The sequence below is a fragment of the Catenuloplanes sp. NPDC051500 genome (genome assembly GCF_044454585.1).
Classification (GTDB): Bacteria; Actinomycetota; Actinomycetes; order Mycobacteriales; family Micromonosporaceae; genus Catenuloplanes.
The window spans coordinates 141,171-157,384 of record NZ_JBITDX010000004.1; the positions used below are offsets into that span (position 1 = coordinate 141,171).

The 16,214-nt window shown below is 74.4% G+C and carries 13 protein-coding genes; 7 read left to right on the forward strand and 6 right to left on the reverse strand.

Annotation, left to right across the window (positions count from 1 at the left end; genetic code table 11):
- Positions 1-38 precede the first annotated feature (38 nt).
- The 6 genes from ACIA8K_RS09940 to ACIA8K_RS09965 form a co-directional block, all read right to left on the reverse strand.
- On the reverse strand, positions 39-1,229 hold the full coding sequence (locus ACIA8K_RS09940) for a TIGR02679 domain-containing protein (RefSeq protein ID WP_396056962.1): 1,191 nt from the start codon (positions 1,227-1,229) through the stop codon (positions 39-41).
- Complete coding sequence (locus tag ACIA8K_RS09945; RefSeq protein ID WP_396056964.1) at positions 1,222-5,418, reverse strand: SbcC/MukB-like Walker B domain-containing protein; 4,197 nt, start codon at positions 5,416-5,418, stop codon at positions 1,222-1,224. Before ACIA8K_RS09945 ends, ACIA8K_RS09940 begins: the two co-directional genes overlap by 8 nt.
- A complete protein-coding gene (locus ACIA8K_RS09950; RefSeq protein ID WP_396056967.1) occupies positions 5,418-6,731 on the reverse strand; it encodes a DUF2398 family protein in 1,314 nt (437 codons plus the stop codon). The genes ACIA8K_RS09945 and ACIA8K_RS09950 overlap by 1 nt, the downstream gene beginning before the upstream one ends.
- Positions 6,728-8,272, reverse strand: a complete 1,545-nt coding sequence (locus ACIA8K_RS09955) for a TIGR02677 family protein (protein WP_396056969.1) — start codon at positions 8,270-8,272, stop codon at positions 6,728-6,730. Before ACIA8K_RS09955 ends, ACIA8K_RS09950 begins: the two co-directional genes overlap by 4 nt.
- An 87-nt stretch (positions 8,273-8,359) precedes the next feature.
- Positions 8,360-9,682 carry a hypothetical protein gene (locus ACIA8K_RS09960; protein ID WP_396056971.1) on the reverse strand — a complete coding sequence of 441 codons (1,323 nt, stop codon included), beginning with the start codon at positions 9,680-9,682 and terminating at the stop codon, positions 8,360-8,362.
- Positions 9,679-10,728 (reverse strand): NAD-dependent epimerase/dehydratase family protein, encoded by a 1,050-nt coding sequence (locus ACIA8K_RS09965; RefSeq protein ID WP_396056973.1) that lies wholly within the window; start codon positions 10,726-10,728, stop codon positions 9,679-9,681. Before ACIA8K_RS09965 ends, ACIA8K_RS09960 begins: the two co-directional genes overlap by 4 nt.
- A gap of 114 nt (positions 10,729-10,842) precedes the next feature.
- Here ACIA8K_RS09965 and ACIA8K_RS09970 point away from each other — a divergent pair, with 114 nt between their 5' ends.
- Genes ACIA8K_RS09970 through ACIA8K_RS10000 form a run of 7 tightly spaced genes read left to right on the forward strand, consistent with a single transcriptional unit; the run spans position 10,843 to position 16,214 of the window.
- Complete coding sequence (locus tag ACIA8K_RS09970; RefSeq protein ID WP_396056975.1) at positions 10,843-11,502, forward strand: glycosyltransferase family 2 protein; 660 nt, start codon at positions 10,843-10,845, stop codon at positions 11,500-11,502.
- Positions 11,503-11,516: 14 nt separating this feature from the next.
- Entirely contained in the window at positions 11,517-12,188 is a 672-nt protein-coding gene (locus ACIA8K_RS09975; RefSeq protein ID WP_396056977.1) for a DUF2064 domain-containing protein, read from the forward strand.
- On the forward strand, positions 12,185-12,808 hold the full coding sequence (locus ACIA8K_RS09980; RefSeq protein WP_396056979.1) for a methyltransferase domain-containing protein: 624 nt from the start codon (positions 12,185-12,187) through the stop codon (positions 12,806-12,808). Before ACIA8K_RS09975 ends, ACIA8K_RS09980 begins: the two co-directional genes overlap by 4 nt.
- Positions 12,781-14,046 (forward strand): molybdopterin-dependent oxidoreductase, encoded by a 1,266-nt coding sequence (locus ACIA8K_RS09985; protein WP_396056981.1) that lies wholly within the window; start codon positions 12,781-12,783, stop codon positions 14,044-14,046. The genes ACIA8K_RS09980 and ACIA8K_RS09985 overlap by 28 nt, the downstream gene beginning before the upstream one ends.
- The gene (locus tag ACIA8K_RS09990) at positions 14,043-14,465 is read left to right on the forward strand and encodes a hypothetical protein (protein WP_396056983.1); all 423 of its coding nucleotides are present in this window, start codon (positions 14,043-14,045) and stop codon (positions 14,463-14,465) included. The genes ACIA8K_RS09985 and ACIA8K_RS09990 overlap by 4 nt, the downstream gene beginning before the upstream one ends.
- Before the next feature lie 10 nt (positions 14,466-14,475).
- Complete coding sequence (locus ACIA8K_RS09995; protein WP_396056985.1) at positions 14,476-15,171, forward strand: response regulator transcription factor; 696 nt, start codon at positions 14,476-14,478, stop codon at positions 15,169-15,171.
- On the forward strand, positions 15,168-16,214 hold the full coding sequence (locus ACIA8K_RS10000; protein WP_396056987.1) for a sensor histidine kinase: 1,047 nt from the start codon (positions 15,168-15,170) through the stop codon (positions 16,212-16,214). The genes ACIA8K_RS09995 and ACIA8K_RS10000 overlap by 4 nt, the downstream gene beginning before the upstream one ends.

Here is a 16,214-nt window from a genome sequence, read left to right on the forward strand (position 1 = left end):
ATTCCGCGAGGATAGTGAGCCAGGGGGCGGGCGGCGTGCTATGTCACCCGTGGGTGTCCGGCGGGCGTGAGGTCGGACAGCAGCGTGTCGAGCAGCCGTTCCTCCATCACCGCCCGGCCGGTCCCGCGCATCAGCGCGCCAAGCGCCGGCTCCCACGGTGTCTCCGCGGCCGCCCCGGCCAGCGCAATTCCGGCCGTCCCGGTCGCATAGTCGGCAGCGCCCATCCGCCACGGCACCGCCCCCGGGTAACGGGCCAGGGCGCTTCCCGTCAGTCGCACGCCGGTCCAGTCGAAGTCGTTACGCCAGCGGATCACGGTGTCCGGGGTGAGCGTGCCGAGCAGCGTGTGGACGGCCGCGGACGGCACTCCCTCGGTGCAGACGAGCGGGCGCGTGCTCCTGCCCGCCGCCGCGCGGAGCACGGCCGGGTTCTCACAGACGAAGATCTCGGGGGTACGGGGTGTGAGCGGCGCGATCCGCAGCTGGTGCAGGGTCACCCGGAACGGCACGTGCGCCTCAGCGGCCGAGGTGAGCCATGCCCCGAGTGGGCCACCGGAGGCGGGCAGGTTGAGGACGAGCACCTGGCTGGCCAGATCGTCGGGGACGACGCCGGCCAGCTCCCACAGCGCCCGCTCCTGCTCCGCGCCGGCCGGGGCGGGTACGTCGTACCGGACGGCGAGCGCGCGCAGGACCAGCCCGCGCACCGGGCCGTCAGCAAGCGCTTTCGTGTCGTGGAGGATCCGTTCCGCGAAGACCGGCATCGGCTCGAACTCGGCCGGCAGCGCGTCCAGCACGGCCAGAACGTCGGGGAACGGCAGGCCGCCGCGGACGATGCGGGTGAGCGTGCCGTCCCGCCGCATCCCGTCCAGCCAGGTCTCGAACCACGCCGTACGCGCGTGCCGGCTGTCGGTGGCGAGGGAGAGAACGGCGGCGCGGCCGAGCGACTCACGTGCGCGTTCGCCGGGCCGGTCGCGGAACGGGCCCACGGCTTCGGCCAGGCCGAGGCCGTGGGCGGCGCGAAGGTATTCGTCCAGGTCCGCGAGCCGGACGCTGACCCGGCTGACCCCGGCGGGCCGGTGTGTGCCGGTCACGCCGATGACCACAAGCCGTTCGGGTTCGTCGGGCGCGGCAAGCGAGATCGCGCCGTCGAGGGCGCCACCTGTCCGTTCGAGGCTCCGCCGGGCGGCCGCGAGCAGCCGCCGCCAGCCGGGGTCGTCGGCGAGGTCAGGCATCGAGGCCGTCAAGAACGCCGGATCCCTCGGCGGCGCTGTTCGCCGGCGAACCGGAGTCGGGGGCCCGCCGGGTTTCCGGGGAGCCGAGTGCCCGCGCCAGCGTCCCGTCGAAGTCCGCGACGTTCATCGTGCCGTCCCAGACAAGCAGCACCGTCGACACCGCGTGCTCGACCGTGGAGTGTGACAGGTCGTAGTGGGCCGCACCTGTCACGGCCGGGTGGGTGGCCCACAGGTCGTACCCGGTCATGAAGAGGTCCAGGTCGAACTGTTTCGCGAGCGACATCAGCTCACCGCGGCCGTTGTCGTCGACGCCCGCGAACGCCTCGTCCAGGCCGAGCAGCCGGGGCGCATCCGGGCGGGCGGAGCCGAACAGTGCGTTCGCGGCCGCGAACAGCGGCAGGTGCAGCGACACGGACTGTTCGCCGCCGGAGAGCTGGCTGTGCCGGGCCCGGGTCAGCGCCTCGGCGGTTCCGCCCGGCCGGTGCAGCGTGAACGCGAAGACCCGCCACTGCCGGTAGTCGAGCACCTCGGCGAGCAGGTCCCGGTACGGTTTTTCCGGCGCCTGTGCGCGGGCTTGCTTGATCCGGGCCGCGAAGTGCCGGCGGAGCGTGGTGAGCTGGCCGGGGCCGAGCCGCGCCGGGTCACGTTCCAGCAGGCGGCAGACCTCGCGCTGCTCCGGGTCGAGGTCGTCGGCGAGCCGCCAGCCGACACCGACGGTGAGCCCGGACGACATGCGCCGGGCCCGCATCTGGGTGTCCATCGCGTCGACCAGGTCGCGGGCCTCGATGGTGCGGCGGTGGATCTGGCCGGCGAGCTGACCGAGCAGCGCGTCCTCGAAGACCCGCTGTTCCGCGTCGGTGAGCAGCTGTTCCTGGTCGCGGCGTTCGGCGGCGATCCGCTCGGCGAAGTGCGCGACAGGCGTGAGTCCCTGCTCGTCCGCGACCCGGACGACGATCACACCCTCGTCGCTGTCCCATTCCGGCCGGTGGTCGAGCCCGGCGGCGGGCAGCTGCGCCTGCAGATCGGTGAGCGCGGAGGTGAGCCGGGTGGCGCTCTGCTTCAGCGACGTCTCGGTCGGCGTCAGTTCGCGGGCGGCGGCCAGGATCGCGTCGTGCAGCGCGACGATCGCCGGGTCGAGATCGTCCTCGTCGGACCCGGCGGCCGGCCAGCGCAGCCCGATCGGGGCACGGATCAGACCCAGCAGATCGGCCTGCGCGTACGGCCGCAGCCGTACCGCCTCCTGCCGCGCCTCGGCCAGCGCGCCGATGACGGCCTGCTCGCCGAGCTCCACCCGGGCCGCCGCGCCCGCGTGCGCGGCGGTCGCCTCCGTCACCGCGGCGCGCGCCGTTGCAAGCGTGGCCTCGGCCGCGACGACTGCCTGCTCGGTGCGGGCGACCTCCGCGAGCACCTGCTCGGCCTCGCTGCCGATCGCCGCGGAGAGCGTCCGCAGTTCCTCGTCCTTCTCGGCGTGCCGGATCCGGGCCTGCTGCGCCTCACCGGCGGCCTCCTCCTGCCGGGCCAGCGCTTCCGCGTGCCGTTCGGCGGCCTGCTCGGCCTGCACCGCGGTCCGGGCCGCGGCCGCGTGCGCGTGTTCCAGGCGCAGTCCGGCCCGGTCGAACCGGTCCAGTGCGGCGGCGACCTCGTCCAGGCGCTCGACCGGGAGGCTGCGGTCCGCGACGGCCCGGCGCAGCGCGGCTACCGTTGCCGCACGCTCGGCGGCGGCCGCGTCGAGCGCGGACGCGGCGGTCACTGCCGCTTCCCGGCGCACCCGTAGCGTGGCGGCGGCCCGGTCAAGTGCCCGTTCCGCCTCCCGGATCCCGGTCAGCGGCGGCAGCGCGTTCCGCGCCCGGTCCACGGCGGCGAGCAGGTCCCGCACCGATGCGATGGCCGCGTCGGCGTCAGTGATCTCCGCATCGAGCCCGGCGATCCGGATCTCGCACTCGGTGATCCGGGCCGCGCGGCGGGCGGCGCGGGCGGTCGCACCGATGTATTCGCAGCGGTCCTTCACGAACCGGCCGGCCCCGGCACCCTGCGCCCACCGGCCGGCGGCGGAGACGGCGGCCGGCCCGGTCAGGTCACCGAGCGCGATGCCCGCCAGAACCGCAAGAATCCGATCCGGGGGTACGTCGTCCTGCTCCTCCGGCACGAGCACGTCCGCCAGGTTCGGCCCGGTCACCGGCGCCCCGGCCCGCAGGTAGGCGTCCTGCACATCCTCCGGAGCCGCCGCGGGCAGCCCACCGGTGCCGGCAGCGCCCGCGAGGTCCCCCTCGGCCGGATGGGGGAGGCCGGTGTCGCCCGGCCCGCCGGAGGAGTGCGTCGCCGCCGGCCGGTGGGTGCCGGGGGAGAGGCCCGCGCCGGACGGGTGCAGCCAGGCGTCGAGCAGGCCGGCCGCCTGGAGCGCCGCCTCGATCCCGGCCGCCTCCGCCTCCGGCACGCCGTCGCCGAAACGGACCAGCTGCCACAGTGGCGCGCCCGCGCGGCCCGTGCGCGATGCCGGCCGGGTCGGTGACGGTGGTGGCGCGTCGTCGTGTTCCGCCGCGATCAGGTCGCGTTCCGTGACGACCTCGCTCCGGGCGGACAGTAGCCCGGCGCGACGCGTGGTCAGCGCGGCCAGCTCGTCCCGGCGCACGGTGACCGGCGGCGTCACCGCCGATGAGTAGACGTCCCGCAGTGACGGCGCATCGAGCGATCCGGCGAGCAGCTCGGGCAGCTCCGGAAGCGCCAGCGCGGTCAGCACGTCGCCGTGGCGGGCGCCCCAGTCCCGTACCGCCGCGGCTGTCTGGGTTGTGGTCTGGGAGAGGTTGTCCTGGGCGAGCTGCGCCTGGGCGGCTGCCTCCTCGGCGGCGTCGCCGGCGGCGCGGTCGGCCTCGGCGGCGCGCGCGTGATCACGTTCGGCGTCGGTGACCCGGGCGGCGGCGCTGCGGACGGTGTCCAGATCGGACCGGCGGGCCTCGGCGCGGGCCGTCAGCCGCACCGGCAGGCCGTCCGGGGCGGCGTCGCCTGCGGTCCAGGAGATGCCTGCAGCCTCCGCCTCGCCGGCGACCTCGGTGGCGCCACGAGCTGCGGCGGAAACCGCGTCGCGGGACTCGGCGGCGGCCCTTTCCCACTCGGCGCGCCGGCGTTCGGTGGTGGACTCCTCGGCGCGGACGGCCTCTGACGCCCGGCGTGCGGCGGTGGCCAGATCGTGCACGTGACGGTCCAGGTCGGCGAGCTGCTCGTGGGAGCGGTAGGCGGCCGAGCCCTTCAGCCGGTCCAGGTGGGCGCGCAGCCGGCCGGGCTCGCCCTCGGCCGCGTCCTGACGCTCCCGGGCGGCGGTGACCTCTGCCTCCGCGGTGACGGCGGCGGCTCGGGCCTCGTCGCGCGCGGTGCGGTGCGTGCCGACCGCGGTGCGCCGGGCGGTGACCGCGTCGGCCGCGGCGCGCGCGTGGGTACGCAGGTAGGTGGCGTAGACGGAGAGGAAGGTCGACGTGGCCGTGTCGGCGGCGACCAGACCTTCGAGGGTACGGGCGACCGCCTCCATGTCGTCGAACGATCGCGCGGCCTCGACCAGCAGGTGGTCCTCGACCGGGCGGAGTCCACGCTGGAGCGTCCGGGACAGCTCGACCGGGTTCAGGTCCTTGGCCAGTTGCGGTTTGCGCAGCGTCAGCACCAGGTCGAGCAGCTGTTCGTAGCGGGCCGGGCCGAGGCCGAACAGCCGGGCGTCGACCAGGTGCCGGTACTCCTCGGCGGAGTCGCGGACCGCGTCCGCGCCGAGCCGCTCGATCAGCTCCTTGCGGGATACCGGCCGGTCGTCCGCGTCGATGAGCGACAGGTCCACGCCGACCCGGCCGTCCGCGACGAAGTGCCAGCGGGTGACGCGGTCGTTGTGCCTGTGCGCGCGCAGGCCGATGCCGATCGTGACGTGGCGGACGCCGTCGCCGAACTCCATCCAGACGTAGGCGTGTGACACGTCCTGCCCGCGGTAGAGCAGGTTCGACTTCATGGTCCGGTCCTCACCGGCGAACGGGTTGAGCCGGCGGGGCTCGATCCGCCCGTCAAGCACGAACGGGAACAGCACCTCCAGTGCCTTCGTCTTGCCGGAGCCGTTCGGGCCGCGCAGCACGAGCCAGCCGTCGACGAAGAGGAACTCCTCGTCGCGGTAGTCCCAGAGGTTGATGATGCCGGCCCGGGTGGGTGCGAAACGTGCCATCAGAACAGCGCCCTTTGCTTGATCTCGGCGACCGTGTTGCGGTAGCGGCCGACCAGCGGGCGGACCAGCACGCCGCCGGGCACCACGATGACCGCGCCGAACCGGGCCAGCAGCGCTACCGCCTCGGTGCGCAGCCGGTCCGGGTCCGCGTGCCAGGCCGCGCCGAACGCGGACCCGTACCGCCGGAGGATGTCAGCAGTTGTCTCCCGCAGGAAACTGTCAGTGACCAGGGGAAGTCTGTGCTGCTCGGCGTCCGGCACGACCACGGCGGAGGTCTCTTCGGGCAGGATCAGCGTCGCGGCAGGCAGCCCGGCGTCGACGTCGCGGACCAGGTCGGCGCGGCGCTCGGCCGGATCGGGTACCGGCATGCGGCGGTTCCGGCGGCCGTCCGGGTCCTGCGCACGGTCGGCCATCTCCACGGCCAGCAGGATCGCGGCCTGCGCCACCGAACCCGTGCCGGGAAAGCGTTCCGCGGACCAGCCGGCCGTGTCGACGAGCAGCACGCCCTCGGCGCGCCGTTCCAGCCGCAGGCCGGTCAGCCGGGCCAGGTCCGCGGGCAGCGCCTGGCCGCGCAGATGGTTGCCGATCTCCGGGCTCACGTCCGGGTAGTAGACGACCGGGCGTTCCACCGCCGCCCGCCGGGCCGCCTGCGCCGCCGCCCGCCGCTCCGCGTTTCCGCTGCTGCCGGCCTGCCGGTCGAGCAGCGCCGTCACGGACTCGACGTGCTGCAACACGCGCGGCGGCCGGAAGAGTGAGAGGACGGCGTCCCGGGCCACGTCGTAGAGCGCCTCGCCGGAACCCGGGTCGCCGGCCCACGCGGCGCTCGAACCGTCGGCCAGGACGAGCACGCCGCGCTCCTCCAGCCAGGCGACCGCGTCGACGAACGCGCGCCGGTCCGCGCCGGTGTCCGGATCCAGACCCAGGCCGCCGATCCGGTTCGCGTCGCCGGCGACCGCGTCGGCCAGTTCGCTGAGCATGATCTGCACGCCGGCCCGGCCCAGCACGGCCAGGCAGAGTGACAGGTAGGCGTAGCGCCGCCTGTCGAACGGCCGGCCGGTCCGCGACACCGCGGGACGATCAGGATCAAGAGCGTCGGCGGTACGGACCAGGCGCGCGGTCGCCCCGTGCAGCTCCAGCCGGTAGCCGAACGCCTCGGCGAGGTCGACGCGCAGCACCGAGGCGAAACGGCGTACCCGCGGCAGGGCCTTGGCGTCCGGCCATGAAGCGGTGATCAGCGGATGACGCAGCAGCAGCCGCACCGCGCGCTGATAGTCGGCCAACTCCAGGTCGGAGACGTCCGCGGCGAACCTCATGCGCGCACCCCGGTGTGGCCGGCCGCGGTGATCGACAGCTGGTAACCGTCCAGGTGCAGGCGCCCGGTCTCGGTGTTCACTGTGGTGAACCGGCCCGGGCACGGGGTGAGCGTCAGTCGCACCCCGAACGCGGCCGCGGCAAGTGGCACGCTTGTTCTTCCCGCGACCCTGGCCGCCAGCGCGATGTCAAGCAGCCGCCGTACCGCTATCGTCTGTGCCTCGTCGAGCTTGTCCAGCGGGCCGTCCGACACCAGGCGCCCGGCCGCCTCCGCCTGACGCCGCTCGTCGGACACCTGCCGCTCGCGCAGCGCCCGCCGGGACGTGTCCGACCTGTCGATCCGCGCCGGCCGGCCGTTGCCCTGACCCGGCAGCCGGCCCGACTGCACAAGCGTGCGGGACAGCTCCACCGCGGGCGCCTCCCACCACGACAGCCGGCCCGGGATCGCCTCCGGATCCGGGTGCGCGACCCCGACGTGCCGTGGCGCGCCCAGGCCGAACACCACGTCGAAGAGCGCGTGCGCGGCCTCCTCCGAGCCGGCGCCGGCGAACCAGGCCGCCAGGTGCCGCAGCTGCGACTCCCGGCTCACGCCGCCGCGCCGCGCCTCGGTGACGCGCCGCAGCAGCGCCAGCACGTTCCCGATCGCGGCCATCGTGGCGCCGGACAGCCGTTCCGCCTCGCTCGTTGTGTCCGCGCCCTGCGGCGCAAGCCAGGAGCGCAGGCCCGACCAGCGGCGTTGCCAGTCCGCCAGCCGTTCGGCAGGGGTGGCGAACAACCGCTCGTCCGCCTCGGCCGCCGCCTCGATCATCCGGTCCAGGCCTGTCGCCTCGACCTCGAACACGGCCTCCCGCAGCCGCGGCGTGTACCGCTGCAACTCGTCGTGGAAGTCGCGCAGGTGTGCCAGAAGCGCGTCCTTGTGCGAGAGGAACACCTCCGGCCGTACGTCGTGCGTACGGCTCAGATCGCCGAGCATGTGGTAGAACCGCGCGGCCCGCTCCGCCACGTCCGCAAGCGCGCGATCCAGCCGGTTCAGCTTGCGGTAGACCTCCTCGGCGTCACCCGCCGTGTTCGCCGCGGCAAGCGCCTTCAGGTCGGCCAGCAGGTCCGCGAAGACCAGCCGGGAGAGCGTGCTGTCGTCGATGCCGGCCGCGAGCACGCTCTCCACCGCCCGGTGCGCCCGGTAGCCGGCCTCGGTGAACTGGTAGACCGAGTGCCGGTTGCGGTACTCGGCAAGCGTCGCCGCGCGGGCGCCGTCCTGACTGCGGTCGAGCACACCCCACTCGACAAGCGCATCAAGCAGCCGCGACTGGTCAAGCGACGCCGGGTCCGGGCAGCCGGCATGCGTCCGTGCCAGCTCGGCGAGCGTGGTGGTCACCTCGGAGGTGTGCAGCATGACGTGATAGCTGGACCGGGCCGCGTCGAAGGCCCGCAACACCCACAGGTACGCCTGCCGGTTGTCCGCCGTCACATACCCGAACAGCCGCATCCGGTCGTCGAGCCCGAAGTCGTCCAGCCCGAACGAGGGCGGCGCGGGCTGCGACATGTGGGCGGCCTCCCATGATCGGGCGTAACGGACCGGGCAACTTTACCGGGCCCGCGATCGGCGCCGGCACACCCGGCGTGCGGCAGGTCACCAGTTGGTCAGCAGCAGGTGGTTGACCAGCAACGCGATCAACCCCTGCGCGGCCAGCCAGAACCGGCGGCGTTCCGGTGGGAGCAAGCCGGCGCCGGCGAGCAGCCACACCGCGAACGGCAGCCAGATCCGCTCGGTCTCCGCCTTGCTGTAGCCGGACAGGTCGGCGGCGACGATCGCGGCCAGGCCCGAGGCGGCCAGCAGTGCACCGGCGTAAGGACCGAGGTCGAACGGGCGGCGGAGGGTCCACAGCCGCCCCGCCGCCCGGCGTATCACCGGCGCGGCCGCAGGACCGGCGCTGACCACGAGCACGGCCAGGTTCGCCCACACCCAGTAGGCGTACGCCCGGTCCGTGGCGATGCCCTGGTAGTACCGCTCGATGACAAGCGTGTAGCCGGTGAACCACCAGAACCCGGCGGCGGTGAACGCCGCCACGACCGCGGCTGCCCCGGCCACGGCCCAGCCGGCGAGCAACGGCCCGGACCGGCCGATCACCAGCACCATAAGCGCGACCGCGCCCATCAACACAAGCCCGTACGACAGGTAGCAGCCCAGCCCGAGCAGCATGCCGCCACCGAGCAACCGGATCGGCGACCGCCGGACCGCCCCGGAGGCCAGCAGCGCCACGCCGGTCGCGGTCACGCCCGCGAACAGGCCGTCCGCGGACGCGCCCACCCACACCGCACCCGGGAACAGCACCAGGAACGGCACGGCCGCCCGCGCGTCCGCATCGGTGCCAAGCACCCTCACCGTGCGCGGTACCGCGACCGCGATCACGGCCCCGGCCAGCACACACGCCAGCCCGGCCCAGCCACCGCCGCCCAGCCCGATCCGGTCAAGCGCGACGAAGAACAGCAGCGCGCCCGGCGGATGCCCGGAGACGTGAGTGGTCCATGAGTCCGGCTGGAAGTCGAGGATCCGGCCGGTGAACCCGGCAAGCGTCGCCGGGACGTCTGTGATCCCGGGAACCTCGTGCAGGTACTCGTGCTCGGTGGTGAGCCGGCCCGCTATCCCGCGCTGCCAGCCGTCGATCAGCGCGAGCGACATCGTCCACGCCACCGCGGTCAGGTACGCGGCCACGGACAACCACCGCCACGACAACCCGGCGGCGACCCGCGGGCCGTAGACGCAGACCGCCACCACGATCCCGGCGGCCAGCGGGGTGCCCGGCCCCACGTGCGGCAGCCAGTGCGCGAACAGCGGCGCCGCGCTCGCGTAGACCGGACGACCGGCCAGATAGAGCAGCGCGCCGGTGATCGACGCGACCGCGAACAGCGCCAGCGCGAGGCCGGCCGCGGCCAGATCGGCGTGCCGCCTCATCCGCGCAGCGGGGCGTGCGTGAACTCCGCCACCCCGGCCTTCAACGTCACGGCGGCCCGGAAACCCAGCTCGGCGCCGGCGCGCGCGGGCGACGCGACCACGTGCCGGACGTCGCCGAGCCGGAACTCGCCGGTCACCACCGGCGACGGCCCGCCCGCGGCACGGGCCAGTTCGCCGGCCATCTCGCCGATCGTGGCCGGGCGGCCGGACGCCACGTTGTAGGCGCGCCACCCCGGTCGCGTCCCGGTCGACTCCAGCGCGGCCAGGTTCGCCGCGGCCACGTCCCGGACGTGGACGAAGTCGCGCCGCTGACCGCCGTCCTCGAAGACGCGCGGTGGCCGGCCCGCCTCAAGCGAGGACCGGAAGATCGCGGCCACCCCGCTGTACGGCGTGTCCCTGGGCATTCCCGGGCCGTAGACGTTGTGGTAGCGCAATGCGGCCACAGCGCCGCCGGTCTGTCGCGCCCAGGCGGCACTGAGGTGCTCCTGCGCCACCTTCGTCGCGGCGTAGACGCTGCGCGGGTCGAGCGGCGCGTCCTCACCGACAAGCCCGCCGGCCAGCGGGGACCGGCAGTGCGGGCAGACGGGCTCAAAACGGCCCTCTACCAGGTCTTCCTCGGCGCGCGGTGCGGGGCGGGCGGGACCGTGGCGGGGGCACTCGTACGCGCCCTCGCCGTAGACGACCATCGAACTGGCCAGGACCAGCCGCCGTACGCCCGCGCGGGCCATCTCGGCCAGCAGCACGGCAGTACCCAGATCGTTGACGCCCACGTAGTCGGGCAGGTCGTCCAGGTCGACGCCGAGCCCGACCATCGCGGCCTGGTGCACCACCGCGTCCACACCGGACAGCGCGTCAGCGGTCGCGGCCCGGTCACGCACGTCCACGGCGCGTACCGGCACGCCGGCGATCTCCGCCGGTGGTGGCGTCCGGTGCGCGGCTGGATTGCCGGAGTCGATGATTGTCACGTCGTGGCCGGCGCCGAGCAGCGCCTCCACCACGTGCGAACCGATGAAACCGGCGCCGCCGGTCACGAGTACCTGAGTCACCAGGCGACCGTAGGGCCGCGACAGCCCCACCGGCCCCGCCCGTCATCGGACGGTAAGGGTTCGTCATCGGACGATAAGGATTCGCCGCCCCGATCGCCAATAGCGTGCTGAGACATGACCGATGTGGTGCTGCCCTGCCGCAATGAGGCGCCGGCCCTGCCGGACCTGCTCACCCGGATGCCGCCCGGCTACCGGCCGATCGTCGTCGACAACGGCTCGACCGACGGCACGGCCGAGGTCGCCCGCGAGCACGGCGCCGCGGTGATCACGTGCATGGATCCGGGGTACGGCGCCGCGGTCCACGCCGGCGTCCTCGCCAGCGAGCCGGACGACGGCGTGGTCTGCGTGATGGACGCGGACGGCTCCTTCGACCCCGGGCAGTTGCCGCTGCTCGCGGACCCGGTACGGCACGGGCGGGCCCGGCTGGCCACCGCGCGCCGCCGTCCGGTGTCCCGGGGCGTCTGGCCGTTGCACGCCCGCGCCGGGAACGCGGTGCTCTCTCATCGCCTGCGCCGCACCAGCGGCCTGACCGTGCACGACATCGGGCCGATGCGGGCGGTGCACCGCGCGGACCTGCTCGCGTTGAACCTGCGTGACAGGCGCTTCGGGTATCCGCTCGAACTGCTTATCGCGGCCGGGCGGGCCGGATGGCAGGTGCTCGAGGTCGACGTCGACTACCACCCGCGGGCGGCGGGCACGCGTTCCAAGGTGACCGGGACCGTCCTCGGGACCGCGCGGGCCATCCGCGACATGAGCGCGGTGCTGGCCCGATGAACAGCGAGGCCACTATGAAAAGCGAGACCACGTCGACCGGGCAGACGGTGGTGACCGGCCAGATTCTGGTGTTGGCGAAGGAGCCGGTGGCCGGCCGGGTCAAGACGCGGCTCTGCCCGCCCTACACCCCGGATCAGGCGGCCCGGTTCGCGGCCGCCGCGCTTGCGGACACGCTCGACACCGTCTCCGCGTCAGCGGCGCAGGTCCGCACGCTTGTCGTCGACGGCCACTATCCGGCGCCGCCCGGGTGGGCCGTCACCGCCCAGCGCGGCGGCCCACTGGGGGAGCGGATCGCCAACGCGTTCGCCGACCGGGCCCGTCCCGGCCAGCCCACAGTGCTGATCGGCATGGACACGCCGCAGGTGACCGCCCGGCACCTCGACGCGGCGCTGACGCTGCTGAACACCTGGGGTGGACCGGACGCCACGCTCGGCCTCGCCGCGGACGGGGGCTGGTGGGCGCTCGGACTGCGGGAGCCCGCCGCCGCCGAGGGACTGCGCGACATCCCGACGTCTACATCAGACACCGGCGACCTCACCCTGACGATGCTTCGCCGCAGCGGCCTGCGGGTCGCCATGCTTCCGGTCCTGCGCGACGTGGACACCGCTGCGGATGCGGTGGAGGCGGCCGCGCTCTGCGCCGCGGACAGCAGGTTCGCGCAGGCCGTCGCGGCGGTCCGGGCATGACCGCCACCGCGGTCTTCGACGATGCGTTCCGCCGCGTCGAGGACGGCCGGCCCGCCCGGCTCACGGTCCGCGGCGTCACGCTCGACCCGGCCCTCTGGTGCCGCGACGACCTGCCCGGCGACACCACGCTGCTCGCCCCCTGCACCGGCCCGACGCTCGACGTCGGCTGTGGACCCGGCCGGCTCACCGCCGCGCTGGCCCGGGCCGGCCGCCCGGCGCTCGGCATCGACACAAGTGCGGCCGCGGTCCGCCTCGCCCGCCGCCGTGGTGCGACCGCGCTGCTGCGGGACGTCTTCGACCCGCTACCCGGCGCCGGACGCTGGCAGCATCTGCTGCTCGCCGACGGCAACATCGGCATCGGAGGTGATCCACTCCGGCTGCTGCGCCGCTGCCGGGCGCTGCTGGCACCGGACGGCCGCATCCAGGCCGAACTCGCGCCACCCGGCTCGCCGAGCTGGTCCGGCGCGGCCACCGCACAGACCGGCGCCACCACGACCGTGCTGGCCTGGGCCGCGGTCGCGCTCCCCGACCTGCCCGCGCTGGCTGCCACGGCAGGCCTGCGCGTCCTCGACACCCGAACGGAGGCCGGCCGATGGTTCGCGACCCTCACCGCGCGGTGAGCCCGGACGGCACGGCCGGCCACGCGGCGAGTCGCCGCGCCCGCGGCCTGACCCGGACCGTCATCGCCTGGCTGGCCACCCCGCTCCCGCCCCCGCCGGATCAGCTGCGGCGCGGCCCTTGGCGCGACGGCGCGTTCACCTCGGACCGCCGCTCCACAGCGCTCACCGCCCGCCTCGGCGTCCTGCTCGGCCTCGCCTTCGCGGTCTGCTTCGCGACCGGCCTGCTCAGCCACCTGATCCAGCACCCGCCCGGATGGTTCTGGTGGCCGTCCCGGCCGGTCCGCCTGTACCAGGTCACCCAGGGCGTGCACGTGGCCACGGGTCTCGCCTGTGTCCCGCTGCTCGGCGCGAAGCTCTGGTCCGTCTACCCGCGGCTGTTCACCTGGCCGCCGGCCCGGACCCCGGTGCACGCCGCCGAGCGCGCCTCCATCGGCATCCTGGTCGCGGCGGCCCTGTTCCAGCTGGTCAGCGGCGTTCTCAACATCGCTCTCTGGTACGCCCCGATGCCGTTCATCTTCACGGCCGGCCACTACTGGGTCGGCTGGCTGGCCATCGGCGGCCTGCTCATCCACGTCGCCGTCCACCTTCCGGTCACCCGCACGGCGCTGCTCCCGCAGTCCGCAGGTACCGCCGTCCCCGCCCGCCGTGAGGTCCTGACCGCCGTGGGCGCCGCCGCCGGCCTGATCACCCTGTTCACCGTCGGGCAGACGCTCCGCCCGCTCGCCCCGCTTGCCGTCCTCACCCCGCGCCGCCCCGGGACCGGCCCGCAAGGACTCCCGGTCAACCGCACCGCCGCCGACGCGGACGTGCTCGACACCGCCCGGGACCCCGCGTACCGCCTCGTCGTGACCGGCCCGAACAGCACCCACCACCTCAGCGTGGCCGACCTCGCGGCCCTCACCCAGCACACCGTCGCCCTGCCGATCGCCTGCGTCGAGGGCTGGAGCGCCACCGCCGGCTGGACCGGCGTCCGCGTCTCGGACCTGATCGCGCTTACCGGCGCCGATCCCCGTACCAGCGAGGTCGAGGTGGTGTCTCTTGAACAGCACGGCGCCTACCGGACGTCGGAGCTGACCCCGCCGCACACCGCCGACCCGAACACCCTGCTCGCGCTGCGCCTCAACGGCGAGATCCTGGACCCCGACCACGGCTATCCGGTACGACTCATCGCCCCCAACCGCCCCGGCGTGCTGCAGACGAAGTGGGTCGGCTCGATCACCGTCCGGGAGTTGCCGTGACCGCCGTCCGCACGCTGCTCGTCACCACAGGCCTCGCCGCCCTCGCCTACGCCGCGTTCGGGCTGCTCACCGACCCGGGCTCGCGTCCCGTCGGCATCGCGGTGTTCCTCGCCGCCGTCCTGGTCGCCCACGACCTGATCTGGCTGCCGCTCGTGCTCGCGGCCGGCGCCCTGATCAGCCGTTTCGTGCCGGCCAGGGGGCGGCCCGTGATCCGTGCGCTGCTGCTCACCGCCGCCGCGGTCGCGGCCGTCGCGCTCCCGCTCCTGCTCAGCCCCGGCCGCCCACCCGGCCCGGCGACACACCTGGCCCTGCCGGCCGCCGCCGTCGTCGCTGCGATCGCCGTCCTGTGGGCGGTCCTGCCGAGACGTAAGAAGTCCGAAAGCAGCGCCGCCGCCGATCCCGGCCCCGGCCCTGGGTAGCGTGGCGTGAATGGGACACCGGGTGCTTGTCGTCGACGACGACCCGACCGTCAGCGACGTCGTGCGCCGATATCTGGAGCAGGCCGGCTGCGAGGTGCGGCTGGCCGCGGACGGTGCCGCCGGGCTCGCCGCGATCGCCGCCCAGCGCCCCGACCTGGTCGTGCTCGACCTGATGATGCCCGGCATCGACGGCATCGAGGTCTGCCGGGTGCTGCGCCGCCAGCTGCCCGACCTGCCGGTCGTCATGCTCACCGCGCTCGGCGAGGAGGCGGACCGGGTCCTCGGCCTGGAGGTCGGCGCGGACGACTACGTGACCAAGCCGTTCTCGCCGCGTGAGCTGGTGCTGCGCATCCGGTCCGTGCTGCGGCGCACCACCGGGGCACCTGATGCCGGTCCGCTCACGGTGCTCACCGACGGGGACCTGACCGTCGACACCGGCCGCCGGGTCGTCACGCTCGGCGGCAGCCCGCTGTCGCTCACCGTCCGCGAGTTCGACCTGCTCGCGTTCCTGCTCGGCAGCCCGGGCCGGGCCTGGTCCCGTACGGACCTGCTCAGCAAGGTGTGGGGTTGGAACTTCGGCGACCAGTCCACTGTCACAGTGCATGTGCGGCGGCTCCGCGAGAAGATCGAGCGTGATCCGGCCGACCCGCGCCGCATTCTCACGGTCTGGGGCGTCGGCTACCGCTACGAGACGGCCGCCGGATGAACGACATGGTGCTCATCGGCGTGTACGCGCTGCTTGCCGGCGGTGTCGTCGGCGCGGCCGGCGCGGGCGCGCTCCGTCTGCTGCGTGGCCGGTCGATCCTCGTACACATCACGCTGCTCCTGGGTGTGACAGTGCTCGCGGTCGTCGCCGGCGTGGCCACTGTCGCCACCGCCATGTTCCTGTCCGGACACGATCTCCGCGTCGTCCTGGTCACCGTCAGCGCATCCGCCCTGGTCAGCCTGCTGGTCGGCGGCATGTTCGGCCGCCGGCTCGCGGCCGCGGCGGTCTGGGCGCGTGCGGCCCGCGAACGCGAACAGCACCTGGAGGCCGGTCGCCGCGAACTCGTCGCCTGGGTCTCGCACGACCTGCGCACCCCGCTCGCCGGGCTGCGCGCCATGGCCGAGGCGCTCGAGGACGGCGTGGTCGACGATCCCGCCACCGCCGCCGAGTACCACCGCCGGATCCGGATCGAGACCGACAGGATGACCCAACTCGTCGACGACCTGTTCGAACTGTCCCGGATCAACGCCGGCGCGCTCCGGCTCGCCCCCACCGCCGTACCGCTGCGCGAGCTGGTCTCGGACGCGCTCGCCGGCGTCGCCCCGCTTGCCGCCAGCCGCCGCATCACGCTTGTCGCCCCGGAGACCGGCTGGCCGACCGTCTGGGCCGGCGAACGCGAGCTGAGCCGCGTCATCACCAACCTCCTGATCAACTCGGTCCGCTACACCCCCTCCGACGGCACCGTCCGCATCGACGCCGGTCAGGGCCGCAACGACGTCTGGCTCGCCGTCTCCGACACCTGCGGCGGCATCCCCGACGCCGACCTCACCCGCGTCTTCGACGTCGCCTTCCGCGGCGAACGCGCCCGCACCCCCGACCGCACCCGCTCCAACACCGGAGCCAGCGCGGGAAACGGCAACGGCGCCGGCGGCGGCCTGGGCCTGGCCATCGTCCGCGGCCTGGTCGAGGCCCACGGCGGCCACGTCCACGTCCGCAACATCGGCGGCGGCTGCCGCTTCGAGGTCCGCCTCCCGGTCGCCTGA

What these genes read in the sequence shown, in the direction of transcription:
- ACIA8K_RS09940 (WP_396056962.1), bottom strand. Translation starts at nt 1,229, where the DNA reads ATGCCTGACCTCGCCGACGACCCCGGCTGGCGGCGGCTGCTCGCGGCC.
- ACIA8K_RS09945 (WP_396056964.1), bottom strand. Translation starts at nt 5,418, where the DNA reads ATGGCACGTTTCGCACCCACCCGGGCCGGCATCATCAACCTCTGGGAC.
- ACIA8K_RS09950 (WP_396056967.1), bottom strand. Translation starts at nt 6,731, where the DNA reads ATGAGGTTCGCCGCGGACGTCTCCGACCTGGAGTTGGCCGACTATCAG.
- ACIA8K_RS09955 (WP_396056969.1), bottom strand. Translation starts at nt 8,272, where the DNA reads ATGTCGCAGCCCGCGCCGCCCTCGTTCGGGCTGGACGACTTCGGGCTC.
- ACIA8K_RS09960 (WP_396056971.1), bottom strand. Translation starts at nt 9,682, where the DNA reads ATGAGGCGGCACGCCGATCTGGCCGCGGCCGGCCTCGCGCTGGCGCTG.
- ACIA8K_RS09970 (WP_396056975.1), top strand. Translation starts at nt 10,843, where the DNA reads ATGACCGATGTGGTGCTGCCCTGCCGCAATGAGGCGCCGGCCCTGCCG.
- ACIA8K_RS09975 (WP_396056977.1), top strand. Translation starts at nt 11,517, where the DNA reads ATGAAAAGCGAGACCACGTCGACCGGGCAGACGGTGGTGACCGGCCAG.
- ACIA8K_RS09980 (WP_396056979.1), top strand. Translation starts at nt 12,185, where the DNA reads ATGACCGCCACCGCGGTCTTCGACGATGCGTTCCGCCGCGTCGAGGAC.
- ACIA8K_RS09985 (WP_396056981.1), top strand. Translation starts at nt 12,781, where the DNA reads ATGGTTCGCGACCCTCACCGCGCGGTGAGCCCGGACGGCACGGCCGGC.
- ACIA8K_RS09995 (WP_396056985.1), top strand. Translation starts at nt 14,476, where the DNA reads ATGGGACACCGGGTGCTTGTCGTCGACGACGACCCGACCGTCAGCGAC.
- ACIA8K_RS10000 (WP_396056987.1), top strand. Translation starts at nt 15,168, where the DNA reads ATGAACGACATGGTGCTCATCGGCGTGTACGCGCTGCTTGCCGGCGGT.